Origin of the sequence: Micromonospora sp. RTP1Z1 (genome assembly GCF_033804685.1) — a bacterium.
Classification (GTDB): Bacteria; Actinomycetota; Actinomycetes; order Mycobacteriales; family Micromonosporaceae; genus Micromonospora.
The window spans coordinates 66,933-80,307 of the sequence record NZ_JAPFQV010000022.1 but is presented as its reverse complement, the minus strand read 5'-3'; the positions used below and the strand labels follow the sequence as shown (position 1 = coordinate 80,307).

Annotated in this window: 14 protein-coding genes and 1 pseudogene; 10 read left to right on the top strand and 5 right to left on the bottom strand. The window is 72.8% G+C overall.

Going from position 1 to position 13,375, the window contains the following annotated elements:
- Window positions 1-263: 263 nt before the first annotated feature.
- Both SLP03_RS13805 and gdhA read right to left on the bottom strand, forming a co-directional pair.
- Window positions 264-1,634, bottom strand: a complete 1,371-nt coding sequence (locus SLP03_RS13805) for a hypothetical protein (RefSeq protein ID WP_319460977.1) — start codon at window positions 1,632-1,634, stop codon at window positions 264-266.
- A 161-nt stretch (window positions 1,635-1,795) separates the two neighbouring features.
- A pseudogene (gene gdhA / locus SLP03_RS13800) lies at window positions 1,796-3,132 on the bottom strand (NADP-specific glutamate dehydrogenase).
- Between the two features lie 111 nt (window positions 3,133-3,243).
- Between gdhA and SLP03_RS13795 the strand changes: the two are divergent.
- From SLP03_RS13795 to SLP03_RS13775, 5 genes are all read left to right on the top strand, one after another.
- Complete coding sequence (locus SLP03_RS13795; protein WP_319460975.1) at window positions 3,244-3,555, top strand: hypothetical protein; 312 nt, start codon at window positions 3,244-3,246, stop codon at window positions 3,553-3,555.
- Window positions 3,556-4,036: 481 nt separating this feature from the next.
- Window positions 4,037-4,627 carry a hypothetical protein gene (locus SLP03_RS13790; RefSeq protein WP_319460974.1) on the top strand — a complete coding sequence of 197 codons (591 nt, stop codon included), beginning with the start codon at window positions 4,037-4,039 and terminating at the stop codon, window positions 4,625-4,627.
- Window positions 4,628-4,841: 214 nt separating this feature from the next.
- The gene (locus SLP03_RS13785; RefSeq protein WP_319460973.1) at window positions 4,842-5,672 is read left to right on the top strand and encodes a hypothetical protein; all 831 of its coding nucleotides are present in this window, start codon (window positions 4,842-4,844) and stop codon (window positions 5,670-5,672) included.
- 16 nt (window positions 5,673-5,688) lie between these two features.
- On the top strand, window positions 5,689-6,660 hold the full coding sequence (locus tag SLP03_RS13780; protein WP_319460972.1) for a pirin family protein: 972 nt from the start codon (window positions 5,689-5,691) through the stop codon (window positions 6,658-6,660).
- A gap of 32 nt (window positions 6,661-6,692) precedes the next feature.
- Window positions 6,693-7,358, top strand: a complete 666-nt coding sequence (locus tag SLP03_RS13775; protein WP_319460971.1) for a hypothetical protein — start codon at window positions 6,693-6,695, stop codon at window positions 7,356-7,358.
- Window positions 7,359-7,573: 215 nt separating this feature from the next.
- On the opposite strand, the gene SLP03_RS13770 is transcribed toward SLP03_RS13775, so the two are convergent.
- Both SLP03_RS13770 and SLP03_RS13765 read right to left on the bottom strand, forming a co-directional pair.
- The gene (locus tag SLP03_RS13770) at window positions 7,574-8,233 is read right to left on the bottom strand and encodes a DUF1345 domain-containing protein (RefSeq protein WP_319460970.1); all 660 of its coding nucleotides are present in this window, start codon (window positions 8,231-8,233) and stop codon (window positions 7,574-7,576) included.
- Between the two features lie 13 nt (window positions 8,234-8,246).
- Window positions 8,247-8,519 (bottom strand): DUF2795 domain-containing protein, encoded by a 273-nt coding sequence (locus SLP03_RS13765; protein WP_319460969.1) that lies wholly within the window; start codon window positions 8,517-8,519, stop codon window positions 8,247-8,249.
- Between the two features lie 156 nt (window positions 8,520-8,675).
- On the opposite strand from SLP03_RS13765, the gene SLP03_RS13760 reads away from it, so the two are divergent.
- Window positions 8,676-9,086, top strand: a complete 411-nt coding sequence (locus SLP03_RS13760) for a DUF2267 domain-containing protein (RefSeq protein ID WP_319460968.1) — start codon at window positions 8,676-8,678, stop codon at window positions 9,084-9,086.
- Between the two features lie 59 nt (window positions 9,087-9,145).
- On the opposite strand, the gene SLP03_RS13755 is transcribed toward SLP03_RS13760, so the two are convergent.
- On the bottom strand, window positions 9,146-10,312 hold the full coding sequence (locus SLP03_RS13755) for a CaiB/BaiF CoA-transferase family protein (protein ID WP_319460967.1): 1,167 nt from the start codon (window positions 10,310-10,312) through the stop codon (window positions 9,146-9,148).
- A 276-nt stretch (window positions 10,313-10,588) separates the two neighbouring features.
- Here SLP03_RS13755 and SLP03_RS13750 point away from each other — a divergent pair, with 276 nt between their 5' ends.
- From SLP03_RS13750 to SLP03_RS13735, 4 genes are all read left to right on the top strand, one after another.
- Window positions 10,589-11,608: a TerC/Alx family metal homeostasis membrane protein gene (locus SLP03_RS13750; protein WP_319460966.1), complete on the top strand. Its 1,020-nt coding sequence runs from the start codon at window positions 10,589-10,591 to the stop codon at window positions 11,606-11,608.
- Between the two features lie 89 nt (window positions 11,609-11,697).
- Window positions 11,698-12,297, top strand: a complete 600-nt coding sequence (locus SLP03_RS13745) for a sulfite oxidase-like oxidoreductase (protein ID WP_319460965.1) — start codon at window positions 11,698-11,700, stop codon at window positions 12,295-12,297.
- Between the two features lies 1 nt (window position 12,298).
- Window positions 12,299-13,060: a ferredoxin reductase gene (locus tag SLP03_RS13740; RefSeq protein ID WP_319460964.1), complete on the top strand. Its 762-nt coding sequence runs from the start codon at window positions 12,299-12,301 to the stop codon at window positions 13,058-13,060.
- Window positions 13,061-13,079: 19 nt separating this feature from the next.
- On the top strand, window positions 13,080-13,373 hold the full coding sequence (locus SLP03_RS13735; RefSeq protein WP_319460963.1) for a DUF6510 family protein: 294 nt from the start codon (window positions 13,080-13,082) through the stop codon (window positions 13,371-13,373).
- The last annotated feature ends 2 nt before the right edge of the window (window positions 13,374-13,375 follow it).

Below are 13,375 nucleotides of genomic sequence, written 5' to 3'. Positions count from 1 at the left end.
GGGTCTGAAGCAGGTCGACGGGTGGCAGGACATGCCGCTGACGCAGGCCGCGCAGACGGTGCAGGTGTCGGCTTACCCGGACGCCTACGCCCAGTGGGAGCAGCAGGCCGCCGACCTCGTCGCCCAGTACTGGAACAGCTGACACAAGCGAAGAGACGCGTGACAAGCCGCTGGCCGGCACCCCAACACCGGGGTGCCGGCCAGCGGCATGTCCACGTACCGCAGAAAAGACCGCGACCAGCGGACGGTCGCCCCAGCCCCATTCAGGGGCAGGGCGCGTACAGGCGCCGGGTGCCGGCCCCCGCGGCGTAGGCGGCCCGGTCGCTGAACCGGCAGCCGAAGTCGGGCGCTGCCACCGCCCGAGGATCGGTGACCGCGTCCCCCGCCGGCCGGTTACCCGTGCGTACCCAGTTGGTGAGGTCGTCCCAGGCGGCGCCGGCCTCGGTCGGGCTGAACTCGCAGTGCTGGGAGGCCCGGATCGCCCGCTGCACCACCAGCCGGCTGCGCCCGTGCCACGCCGCGTCCTGGGCGTACGCCTGCTCCATGGAGAAGGGCACGAAGAGGTCGCCGAGGTCGTGCAGGCTGAGTACCGGCGCGGTCGGCCGGCCGTTGATCCGGGGCACCTCGGTCAGCGCGGGGGAGAGGCGCTGCCACAGGTTCTCCGGGGCGACCCGCTGGACGGTGGCGTTGACGTCCACCGGGCTGTTCGGGGTGTACCGGGTCAGCAGGTTGGTGGCGAGCTGCCCTGGCCGCTGCGCGGGGGAGTCCCCGCCGCTGGTGGTGCTGATCGCGAAGAGGAAGTCCTTCCAGACCGCGAATGAGGCCTCGGCGCCGGGCCGGTTCCCGCCGGAGCGGTTGACGGTGATGGCACGGAGCTGCTTGCCCAGCTCGTTGGTGGTGTCCGGGCCGCCCGGTGCGAGCCCGGCCAGGCCGAGCGCCACCTGGATCTTCGGCACCGCGTTGCTGAGGTAGTCCGTCGGCGTGGGGTACGCCCGGACCCCGGCGAGCGCCTGCGCGACGAGGTTGTAGTCCAGGAAGAAGTCGAGCAGCTGGTGGTCGCCGAGCACCCCGCACATCGGCAGCGCCCCGTCGTAGAAGCCGGGGTGCTGCTCCAGCGACCTGCCGATGATGTAGCCACCCATCGACACCCCGGCCATCAGCACCCGGTGGGGTCGCTTCACGGTACGACGGTAGAGGTCGGCGAGGTCCCGGGTGCTCAGCACGCCGGAGCGGATGTCGAAGCCGTTGCTGTAGTACGACGACGACGCCCAGGCGTACCCCTGCTCCAGCATCCGCTGCCGCAGGCCGAACGCCGGCGTCTCCGGGGAGAGGACGGTGGTCTGGCCGCGGTAGCCGTGCGTCCACATCACCAGGTCGCCGTTCCAGTCGGCGGGTACCTCGATGATGTAGCCGGCGTGTTCGTGCACGCCCTGCCGGACGGTGGTGGGGGCGCCCCGCACGACCAGCGGGTCCAGCGGCGGGTTGCTGATGGTGTAGCCGGGCAGCGGCTGGCTGCCGTCGTCGTGGTGGTCGGCGGCGACGGCCGGCGCCGCGCCGGCGAGCCCGACCGTGAGGGTCAGGGCCGCGCCGGCGGCGAGCAGGCGGCGGACCAGACGGGTGGTTGAGGTCAGCATCGTTGCTCCCCCGGGGACGGTGCCGCCCACCTGGGGCGACCAGGCGGGACGGAGGCCTACCGGCCGGTAGCGCCCTGAAACTAGGCCTGCTGTCGATCGCTGTCAATCACTCCCTGACCGAACGGTCAGTCAGGTCCGCCCGATCCGCCCACAGTGGTCGCTCACACCAGACCGTGCGCCAGCATCGCCTCCGCCACCCGCCGGAACCCGTTGATGTTCGCCCCGGCCACGTAGTCGCCGGGCAGCCCGTACTCCTCGGCGGTGGCCCGGCAGCGGGCGTGGATGTCCCGCATGGTCTCCCGCAGCCGCTGCTCCGACTGGTCGAACGTCCACGAGTCGCGGCTGGCGTTCTGCTGCATCTCCAGCGCACTCACCGCGACCCCGCCGGCGTTGGCCGCCTTGCCCGGGGCGAACCGCACCCCCGCCCGCCCGAGGATCCGCACCGCCTCCGGGGCGGTCGGCATGTTGGCCCCCTCCACCACCGCGACGCAGCCGCCAGCCACCAGCGCCGCGGCCTCCGCGCCGCCGATCTCGTTCTGCGTCGCGCACGGCAGGGCCAGATCACACGGGACCTCCCACACGGTACGACCGGAGACCGCCACCGCGTGCGGCACGTGCCGCACGTAGTCGTCCAGCCGGGCCCGGCGTTCCTCCTTCAGCTCCCGCAGCAGCTCCAGCTCGATGCCCTTCTCGTCCAGCACGTAGCCGTCCGAGTCCGAGCAGGCCACCACCGTCCCGCCGAGCTGGTGCACCTTCTCGATCGCGTACGTCGCCACGTTGCCCGAACCGGAGACCACCACCCGCTTGCCGTCGAGGCTGTCCCCGGTCTGCTTCAGCATCTCCTCGGCGAAGAAGGCCGCCCCGTACCCGGTGGCCTCCCGTCGCACCTGCGCGCCCCCGTACGACAGGCCTTTGCCGGTCAGCACCCCCGACTCGTACCGGTTGGTGATCCGCTTGTACTGGCCGAACAGGTAGCCGATCTCCCGGCCGCCGACCCCGATGTCCCCGGCCGGCACGTCGGTCTGCGCGCCGATGTGCCGGTACAGCTCGGTCATGAAGCTCTGGCAGAAGTGCATCACCTCGCGGTCCGAACGGCCCTTCGAGTCGAAGTCGGCGCCGCCCTTGCCGCCGCCGATCGGCAGCCCGGTCAGCGCGTTCTTGAAGATCTGCTCGAAGCCGAGGAACTTGACGATCCCCAGGTACACCGACGGGTGGAAGCGCAGGCCGCCCTTGAAAGGGCCGAGCGCGCTGTTGAACTCCACCCGGAAGCCACGGTTCACCCGGACCCGGCCGTGGTCGTCCTCCCACGGCACCCGGAAGATGACCTGCCGCTCCGGCTCGCAGATCCGCTCGATGATCCGCGCGTGCGCGTACTCGGGGTGACGGGCCAGCGCCGGGCCGATGCTCTCCAGCACCTCCCGCACGGCCTGGTGGAACTCGGGCCACCCGGGTTCCGCCTGACCACACTGGCGAACACCGTCTCGACTGCCTCCGGCATCACCGACACGTCCCTTCCGGTCCCGGCGGCCGCCTCGTCGCCACCGCCGGATCGGCATCCCGCCGACGCCCCCGGATACGGATCGTCACCGCTGTCCGGTTCACTGATCGGGTGGACGAGTTGATCTGGGACGCGGTCCGGGCCTCGCGCGGCTGGCTGGACGCCGCCAACGGCACCGGCGACGCCGAGCTGACCTGTCGGATCCTGAAGCTCACCGAGGAGGCGGGGGAGGCGGCCGCGGCCTGGATCGGGGTGCTCGGGCAGAACCCGCGCAAGGGCGTGACGCACCGCCGCGAGGACGTGGCGGCGGAGCTGGCGGACGTCGCCTTCACGGCGCTCGTCGCCATCGAGAGCCTGGGGCTGGACGCGCGGTCGGTGGTGTCGGCGTGTGCGGCGAAGGTGCGGGATCGCGCCTCATCCTGAGCCTTCGGGGGTTCGGCTTGTTGCGGGTCCGTGGGTGGTTGTGGCCCGCCGTGCCTTTCGGTTCCTGGGCGGGGTCCGCCGGGTTGGTGCCGGGGTGTCCGGTGGGTGTGGTTGCCGGCGGGTCGGGTCTCTGGTGTCGGTTGTCCGGTTCTGGGCCGCGCCCTCGGGTGGTGTGGTGCCGGATGTCGGGTTCGGGGTGTGACCGGTGGCATGCTGGCGGCGGAATGGTGGGGGGCCGGGGGTCGTTACATATCGCGTACGACCGAGTACCTGGCCCGCTCGATGGGCTGGTGGACGGGCCCCCGGAATGATGGCGGGCCGGCGGTCGTTACACATGGTCCCGACGCCGTGAAGAGGCCCCCCGCCCCGCGGTTGACATCGGGCAGAGACTTCCCCCCTTGAAACTTTGGGCGCCTGACGTGGTGCTTGCGCATGTCCCGACCCCCGTCGGATGTGCGCCAACCCCCCGAGGAGCTTCGTCATGAACTCGATTCTGCGTAAGAGCGTGCTGGGTGTTGCTGGTCTGGCGTTTACCGGTGGTGTGTTCGCCGGTCCGATCGCCGCCCACGCCGACACGGGCCCGGTGGCCGGCAAGCCCGCCGCGGTGGCGGTGCAGGCTGACAAGCCGGACATGGGCAAGCTGATTCCGCATGGTGTGCAGGGCGCCCAGTCGAAGATCACGCTGAACGGTGAGCAGACCGGCAACGTGAAGGCGATCATCGCGGCGACGAAGAAGGCGGGTCTGCCGGAGCGGGCCGCGGTCATCTCGATCGCCACGAGCTTGCAGGAGTCGAAGTTGGAGAACCTGGGTCATCTGGGTGACGCCAACGACCACGACTCGCTGGGCCTGTTCCAGCAGCGTCCGACCTCGGGTTGGGGTACGCCGGAGCAGATCACCGACCCCGAGTACGCCACGACCGCGTTCCTGAAGGGTTTGAAGCAGGTCGACGGGTGGCAGGACATGCCGCTGACGCAGGCCGCGCAGACGGTGCAGGTGTCGGCTTACCCGGACGCCTACGCCCAGTGGGAGCAGCAGGCCGCCGACCTCGTCGCCCAGTACTGGAACAGCTGACACAAGCGAAGAGACGCGTGACAAGCCGCTGGCCGGCACCCCAACACCGGGGTGCCGGCCAGCGGCATGTCCACGTACCGCAGAAAAGACCGCGACCAGCGGACGGTCGCCCCCAGCCCCAAAGCGCAACCACGCCCACGGAGCAAGGCAGGCCCGGCTGATCCGACGACTGCTGGGTACGTACCCCCGCGGGGACCGGGGAGAGGGGATCAGCATGGCCGTGTCCGAGGACGACGACAGGTATCGCCGGGTCGAGGCGGCCGGCGAGGATCCGGCGATCGAGGTGTCCGGTGGCCCGGTGCCGTTCCGGCGCTGGTCCTGGCCCGTTCCGGTCCGCCTGCTGAGCGCCGCCGCCGTGCTGGTGGTGGCCCTCGGCGTCGTCGCCGTGGCGGCGACGCTGTCCCACCCGGCCCGACTGGGCTTCGCCTTTTCCGGCGCCGAACCCCCGTCCGTGACGACCGCCGGCCGGCGCCGGGCCAGCTTCGAGCTGGTGGACGGGTTGACCGCGTTCGGGCTGCGCACGGCCGACCTCGGCGACGAGCTGTATCGGATCGAGGTGCCGGCCGACGGGGGTGTGACGCCGCGCCCGGAGGTGCGCGGCGACCGGGTGCGGCTGCGCGTCGAGGAGAACGGGCGACGCGGTCCGGCCGCCGTCCAGGTGTTGCTCAACTCCCGGGTCGAGTGGCGACTGCGGCTGGCGGGCGGGGTCAGCGACCAGCTGCTCGACCTGAGTGGGGGCCGGCTGGCCGGGATCGAGCTGGTCGGTGGCTCGTCCCGGACCGAGCTGCGGCTGCCCCGGCTCACCGGGACACTGACCGTGCGGCTGACCGGTGGGACGAGCCAGCTGACCGTCCGGGTTCCCGACGCGTTGCCGGTCCGGGTCCGCGCCGCCTCCGGCGCCGGCTCCCTAGCGGTGTACCAGGAGCGTCGGGACGGGGTGGCGGCCGGCGACCTGGTCAGCTCGCCCGGCTGGGACCGCGCGGTCGACCGGCTCTACGTCGACCTGATGGCGGGGGCGAACACCGTGACCGTCGAGGAGGCTTGAGCGTACAGTCGGGGCGGTGGACCGTACCGAATCGTTGCCGGCGCAGACCCTGCCACCCGGCGTGGCCTCCACCGACCCGGGCAGCGTGCTGCTCCCCGGCCACGACGTGCCGCTGGGGCGGTACACCACGGTGCGTCGGTTGCTGCCGCAGCGGCAGCGCCGGTTGGTCGGGGCCTGGTGTTTCGTCGACCACTTCGGACCGGACGACGTCGCGGAACGGCCTGGTATGGAGGTGCCGCCGCACCCGCACACGGGCCTGCAGACGGTGACCTGGCTGCTCGACGGGGAGATCCTGCACCGGGACAGCCTGGGCAACGTGCAGCCGATCCGGCCCGGCCAGTTGAACGTGATGACCTCCGGCCACGGCATCGCCCACTCCGAGCGGTCACCGGCGGAGCATCCGCCGGTCATGCACGGCGTGCAGCTGTGGGTGGCGCTGCCCGACCCGGCGCGGGCCGGTGCGGCCGATTTCGCCCACCACGCGGAGCTACCCCGCTGGCGTGACGGCGACCTGGACATCACCCTGCTGGTGGGTGAGGCCGGCGGCGAACGCTCCCCGGCCGTGGTGCACACCCCGCTGGTCGGCGCGCAGCTCGAGGTGCGCGGTCCGGCGCCGGCCACGCTGCCGCTGCGCCGCGACTTCGAGTACGGGCTGCTGGCGATGTCCGGCTCGGCGGTGGCGGACGGGGTGCCGTTCGCTACGGGCGCGCTGCTCTACCTGGGCGCCGGCCGGGACGCCTTGACCCTGCGCGCGGCACCGGGCAGCCGGCTGCTGCTGCTGGGTGGCGCGCCCTTCGACGAGCCCCTCGTGATGTGGTGGAACTTCGTGGGCCGGTCGCACGAGGAGGTCGCGGCCGCCCGGGAGGACTGGATGGCCGGCCGGCGGTTCGGGACGGTGGCCGACGACCCGGCGCCGACGCTGCCGGCCCCGGCGCTGCCCACCACCCGGCTCAAGGCCCGCGACCGTCGCGGCGGCCTCATCGGCTGATTGGGCGGCCCCGTCCTGGGTAGACGCCGGGCATGCCGACCAGTGCGATCTCCAGCATCGAGGACAAGAAGCGACTGGTACGCCGGCTCGCCGGTGACGGTCGCGGTTTCGCCGAACAGTACGGCTTCCGGGTCCTGAACAACCCGTCCAGCCTGTTCCAGGTGCTCTGTCTGTCCGTCCTGCTGTCCCGGAAGGGGGATTTCCGCCGGGCGGTGGAGGCCGCGGCCGCGCTGCGCGACGAGGGTTGGGACAGCGCCGCCCGGTTGGCCCGTTCGATGCACGTCGACCGGGTGCGGGTGCTGCGCGCGCACGGCCAGCGCGGCGACGTGGACGGGCTCGCCGACGTGCTGGGCGACCTCGCCCAGACCGTCGTGGAGCGCTACCGGGGCGACCTGCGGCGGTTGCGGACGGCGGCGCACCAGGATCCGGCCCGGGAGCGGAAGCTGCTCACCGACCTGCCCGGAGTGGACGACGAGGTGACCGAGCTGTTCCTGCGGGAGGCGCAGGCGGTGTGGCGGGAGGTGGCGCCGGTGGCCGACCGCCGGGCCCTGGTGGCCGCGCGCCGCCTGGGTCTGGGCCGTTCCGCCGACGACCTGGCCAACCTGGCCGGCAGCGGCGAGTCGGAGCGGTTGGCCTGGCTGGTCGGGGCGTTGGCCCGGGTGGACCTGGAGAAGCGGTACGCGGAGCTGACCGGCTGATCGGGACGTGCCGCGGGACACAGTTCCGCGATACTCACCCGAAAGGCTGACCCGGCATCGTATGATGATCGTGGCAGCGATGCCCGCCCGGTTCGGGCGAACATCCACCGCCTGTCGGTCGCGACCCGGTTCGGGCGCGGACCGCCGGGAGCAGGTGCTGCGTGGCGCCCCAGGTCGCGGTTCGTGACCCGGGGCGCCCGCCTGTCACCAGGCGTCTACTTCGCCAGGCCGGCGATCAGGTTCACCGTCGCCGCGACGATCACCGCCCCGAAGAGGTACGACAGCAGCGCGTGTCGCAGCACGGTCCGGCGTATCTCCGCGCTGGACAGGTCGGTGTCGGAGACCTGGAACGTCGCCCCTACCGTGAACGCCAGGTACGCGAATTCCGCGTAGCAGGGCGGATCGTCCTGGTGGAAGTTCACCCCGCCCGGCTCCCCGCCGTAATACAGCCGGGCGTACCGGGTGGTGAAGACCGTGTGCACGACGAACCAGGAGAGCACCACGCTGAGCACGGCCAGCCCATCGTAGGCGTCCAGCGGTGGCCCGCGACGAGTCGAGTGCGCGGTGGTCAGCACCACCCCGACCGCGAGCAGGCTGGCCAGGCAGGCGCCCAGCAGCAGCACGTCCCGCACCGCCCGGTTCGGGTCCTCGTGCACCGCGAGCCGCGCGGTACCGGCGGCGTCCATGCGCCACAGCCGACGCCAGAGCAGGACCAGCCAGCTCAGCGCGGCGGCGTCCCAGCCCACCAGCGGGCCGACCGTCGGCGAGACCAGGGCCCCGAACAGTCCACCGCAGGCCACCCCGACCAGCCCCATCACGATGAGCTGGAGCGCAACCGGGGTGTGTCCGTCCGGGTGGCTAACCGTGCGCCGCACCGCCGGCGGCGGGTCAGATGCCGCGCAGGTGCTGCGAGACCCGCTGGTGCCGCTTGTCCCGGGCCTGCGCCGCCCGCTGCGAGGGGCCGACCTCCGGGGCGGCGTCGATGCCGGCCGACCGGGCCACCTCGTTGCCGTTGGCGTAGTCGACCGGTGGCAGCGCCCGCAGGGCCCGCAGCACGTCCGGCGGCGCGCCCTCCCGTTCGGCCTCGCGGACGACGTCGTCCTTACCGGCCGGGTAGTCCAGCGCGGACAGGTAGTCGAGGACGTCGGTGTAACTCGCCATGGGTAGGGCTCCTCGCGCGTCGGTTGCGGTCACGACCGGCGGCGATTACCCGCCGGTCGTGACGTCACGCATGCCCGTACGCGGAAATCGGCGGCCCGTTTCCGCCCCCGCCCGGCGGGTACGCGGCGACGGCGAAGAGCCGAAGGGGGACCACCGATGAACTACGACACCTTCGTCGACCAGGTCGCGCAGCGGACCCGGGCGCCGTCGGAACGGGCGGTCGAGTTGACCCGGGCCACGTTGGAGACGCTGGCCGAGCGGTTGACCGGGGGCGAGCTGCTCGACCTGGCGGCCCAGCTGCCGAAGCCCCTCCAACTGGTGCTGAAGCCGAGCCCGGGCACGGAGGCGGCCGACCGGTTCGGCGCGGCCGAGTTCGTCGCCCGGGTCGGCCAGCGGGCCGGCATCGACGAGAACGCCGCCCGGGACGCGATCCGGGCGGTCTTCACCACGCTGCGCGAGGCGGTCAGCGGTGGCGAGTTCGACGACATCGTGGTGCAGCTGCCGCGCGACTACCGGGACATGGTGGAGCCGGCCCTGGCCCCCGGGGCGACCCTGCGCCGCGGCTGACCAGGCGCCGCCGTCGGCGCCTCGCCGCGGGTGACCCGTCGCCGCGGGCCGGGGCACGGTTAGCCGATCGCGCCTTCGGCGCGCAGGGCGGCGATCCGGTCGGCGTCGAAGCCAGCCTCCGCCAGTAGTTCGTCGGTGTGCTCGCCGGGCTGCGGCGGCGGTCGGCGTACCGAGGTCGGGGTGCCGGAGAAACGCGGCGCCGGGGCCGGCTGGGTCACCCCGTCGTGCTCGACGAAGACGCCCCGGGCGGCCAGGTGGGGATGCTCCGGCGCCTCCCGCCAGTCCAGCACCGGCGCGACGCAGGCGTCCGACCCGGCCAGCAGCTCCGCCCACTCGTCCCGGGTACGGGTGCGGAACAGCCGGCCCCACGCCTCGCGCAGCGCGGGCCAGTTCGCCGGGTCGGTCCGGTCCGGCGCCTCGTCGCCGGGGAGCGGGAATCCGGTGAGCTGGACCAGTTCGTCGTAGAACCGGGGCTCCAGCGCGCCGACGGCGAGGTGCCGCCCGTCGGCGCACTCGTACGTGTCGTAGAAGGGCGCGCCGCCGTCGAGGAGGTTCACCCCCCGCTCGTCCTGCCACATGCCGAACCGGCGCAGCGCATGGATCTGCGTGGCGAGCACCGACACGCCGTCCACGATGGCCGCGTCGACCACCTGGCCGGGCGCGCCGGCCCGGACGGCGTAGAGGGCGGCCACCACGCCCAGGGCCAGCATCATGCCGCCGCCGCCGAAGTCGCCGAGCAGGTTCATCGGCGGGACCGGGCGCTCGCCGGCCCGGCCGATGCCGTGCAGCGCGCCGGTCAGCGCCAGGTAGTCGATGTCGTGCCCGGCGGTCGCCGCGAGGGGACCGTGCTGCCCCCAGCCGGTCATCCGGCCGTACACCAGGCGTGGGTTGACCGCGAGGCAGTCGTCGGGGCCGAGCCCGAGTCGCTCGGTCACCCCCGGGCGGAAGCCCTCCACCAGCGCGTCCGCCCGCCCGACCAGGGCCAGCACCACCTCCCGGCCGGCCGCCGACTTGAGGTCCACGGCGAGGGAGCGGCGGTTTCGGTTGAGCAGGTCCCCGGGCGGGCTGCCGAATCCGGCGGGTGCCGTCCGGTCCACCCGCACCACGTCGGCGCCGAGGTCGGCCAGCATCATCGCGGCGAACGGGCCGGGCCCGATGCCGGCCAGCTCGATCACCCGGACGCCGGAGAGGGGGCCGACCGGGGCGGGCGCTGGGTCGTCGGTCATCGGGCCACGATAGGCGTCGGCCGTCCACCCCGTCGCCCCCTGGGCCGTCGGCGTACCGGCACACAGCGGTTGACCAGGGCAACCAGCTGACCTGGGGCGGAGGGTCCGACTTGGCGGACGAGGTGAGCCGGCCCTAATCTTGACGCCACGAGGGGAGTACTTCCCACGAACCATTCCGGTCAGTACGGCGCGCCCCGGGCGCGCCTCGGGTGGTTGCCCACGAGAACGGTGGGTGAAGGAGACCTCGAACATGTCACGGTGTTCGAGGAGGCCCCCATGCCCGAATTGTCAAACCTGTCCGCCGGCGAGCTGTCGTCGGTGGGCACCCCCACGCTGTGGGGGATGACCATCGCCGGGGTGCTCGCCCTGCTGGTGCTGGACTTCCTGGTCACCCGCCGCCCGCACGAGGTGTCGATCAAGGAGGCCCTCGGCTGGTCGGCGTTCTACATCGCCCTGCCGCTGGCGTTCGGCGCCTGGATCTGGTCCCGCTTCGGCTCGGAACTGGGCGTGCAGTACCTCACCGGTTACCTGGTGGAGAAGTCGCTCTCGGTCGACAACCTCTTCGTCTTCATGCTGCTGCTGGCCGCCTTCGCGGTGCCCGCCGTGCTCGCCCAGCGGGTGCTGCTCTACGGCATCGCCGGCGCGCTGGTGCTCCGCGCGATCTTCATCGCCCTCGGCGCCGCCGCCCTGCAGACGCTCGACTTCGCCTTCCTGCTGTTCGGCCTCATCCTGATCGCCACCGCGGTCAAGCTGCTGCGCGATGCCCTCTCCGGGCACCAGCAGGAGGTCGACATCAACAAGATGCGGTCGGTGAAGCTGCTGCGCCGGTTCATGCCGGTGGTCGAGGACTACCACGGCCCGAGGATGACCATCCGGCAGCACGGGCGCCGCGCGCTCACCCCGTTCGCGCTCGTGGTGGTCGCGGTGCTCGCCACCGACATCGTCTTCGCCGTCGACTCGGTGCCCGCCGTCTACGGCATCACCGAGGACCCGTACCTGGTCTTCGCGACCAACGCGTTCGCCCTGCTCGGCCTGCGGGCGCTCTACTTCGTGCTGCACGCCGCGCTCAGCCGGCTGGTCCACCTCAGCTACGGCCTGGCCATCATCCTCGCCTTCATCGGGGTCAAGCTCGGCCTGCACTGGGCGCACGGCATCTGGGCCGGGGTGCCGCAGATCCCGACCCTCGCCTCGCTCGGCGTGATCATCGGGGTCCTGGTGGTCGTGACCCTGACCAGCCTGCGCGCCACCCGCGACCACGAGCCCGGCGACACCGAGATCGTCACCGAGCGGCACTGACCCCGACCGGCCGCCGCGGTGGGTCACCACCGCGGCGGGTCCGGCCGATCGGGGTGTCCGACCCCACCCGCGGGTGGTACGACTGTCGGGTGGGAATTGTCTCGCCGGGCTTTCAGGGCCGGCCCCGCTCGGCCGAGCTGGCCCTGCCGCCGGGCCAGTACCTGACCGAGGACTTTCCGGTGCTCTCCGCCGGCCCGACGCCGAAAGTGCCGCTGGACACCTGGGAGTTCGTCCTGTCCACCGAGGGCGGCGCCGAGTTCCGGTGGTCCTGGAACGAGCTGATGGGCCTGCCGCTGGACACGCCCACGGTGGACATCCACTGCGTGACCCGGTGGTCCAAGCTCGGTACCAGCTGGCAGGGGGTGTCGCTGGACACCCTGCTGGAGGGGATCGACACCGCCGCGCGGTACGCGCTGGTCCACTCGTACGGCGGGTACACCACCAACCTGCCCCTGGACGACCTGCGCGGCGGCCGGGCCTGGCTGGCGCACACCTACGACGGCGGCCCGCTTCCCGCCGAGCACGGCGGCCCGGCCCGGCTGCTCGTCCCGCACCTCTACTTCTGGAAGTCGGCGAAGTGGGTGCGCGGCATCCGGCTGCTGGTCGACGACAAGCCGGGCTTCTGGGAGACCGCCGGCTACCACGACTACGGCGACCCCTGGCGTGAGCAGCGCTACCAGGGCGACTGAGGTGGCCGCGCCCACGACCGGCGGCCGGGTGAGCACCCCGCTGAGGTGGCGGGTGGCCCGGCTGGTGGAGCGCCGGGTGGAGACGCCGACCGCGCAAACCCTCGTCCTGGAGGTGCCCGGGTGGCCGGGGCACCTGGCCGGGCAGCACGTCGACGTCCGGCTCACCGCCCCGGACGGCTACCAGGCCGCCCGTTCGTACTCCCTCGCCGGGCTGGCCGAGGGCGACCGGATCGCGCTGACCGTCCAGCGGGTGCCCGACGGGGAGGTCTCGCCGTACCTGATCGACGTCTACGCCGAGGGCGACCCGGTGGAGGTGCGCGGCCCGGTCGGCGGCTGGTTCGTCTGGCGTACCGAGGAGACCGCGCCGGTGCTGCTGGTGGCCGGCGGCTCGGGGGTGGTGCCGCTGATGACGATGGTCCGGGCCCGTCGCGAGGCGGGCAGCCGGGTGCCCTTCCGGCTGATCTACTCGGTGCGCACCCCGGCGGACGTCTTCTACGCCGAGGAGCTGCGCCGCCGGGCCCGCGACGACCAGGGCCTGGACGTGTCGTACGTGTACACCCGGGAGGCACCCGAGGGGTGGCGGGGCGAACCGCACCGAGTCGGCCTGGCCGACGTGAACACCCACGGCTGGCCGGCCGACCTCGAGCCGCTCTGCTACGTCTGCGGCCCGACCGGTTTCGTGGAGACAGTGGCGGACCTGCTGGTCGGGCTGGGGCACCAGACCCGGCGGGTGAAGACCGAACGGTTCGGCCCGACCGGTTGAACGGCGAGGGGGAGACCTGATGACCGACATGTCCTACCTGGACGGCAACATGCTCGACGGGCCCCTGCGCGAGCTGTTCGCCGTGGACCTGAGCAGCGCCACCGGCCGCTGTGACTCGTGCGGGACGCTCGGCCCGGTGGCCGGGCTGCACGTCTTCTCGCACGCGCCGGGCCTGGTCGGCCGCTGCCCGGTTTGCAGCGGGGTGATGCTTCGGCTGGTCCGGGCGCCCGACCGGGCCTGGCTGGACCTGCGCGGCACGACCTTCCTCCAGGTGCCGATGCCGCTGGACCAGCCCCACCCCCGCCCACTCTGACC

Coding starts and splice junctions, on each gene's coding strand:
- SLP03_RS13805 (WP_319460977.1), bottom strand. CDS start 1,634: ATGCTGACCTCAACCACCCGTCTGGTCCGCCGCCTGCTCGCCGCCGGC.
- SLP03_RS13775 (WP_319460971.1), top strand. CDS start 6,693: ATGCCGACCAGTGCGATCTCCAGCATCGAGGACAAGAAGCGACTGGTA.
- SLP03_RS13785 (WP_319460973.1), top strand. CDS start 4,842: ATGGCCGTGTCCGAGGACGACGACAGGTATCGCCGGGTCGAGGCGGCC.
- SLP03_RS13750 (WP_319460966.1), top strand. CDS start 10,589: ATGCCCGAATTGTCAAACCTGTCCGCCGGCGAGCTGTCGTCGGTGGGC.
- SLP03_RS13735 (WP_319460963.1), top strand. CDS start 13,080: ATGACCGACATGTCCTACCTGGACGGCAACATGCTCGACGGGCCCCTG.
- SLP03_RS13765 (WP_319460969.1), bottom strand. CDS start 8,519: ATGGCGAGTTACACCGACGTCCTCGACTACCTGTCCGCGCTGGACTAC.
- SLP03_RS13790 (WP_319460974.1), top strand. CDS start 4,037: ATGAACTCGATTCTGCGTAAGAGCGTGCTGGGTGTTGCTGGTCTGGCG.
- SLP03_RS13760 (WP_319460968.1), top strand. CDS start 8,676: ATGAACTACGACACCTTCGTCGACCAGGTCGCGCAGCGGACCCGGGCG.
- SLP03_RS13755 (WP_319460967.1), bottom strand. CDS start 10,312: ATGACCGACGACCCAGCGCCCGCCCCGGTCGGCCCCCTCTCCGGCGTC.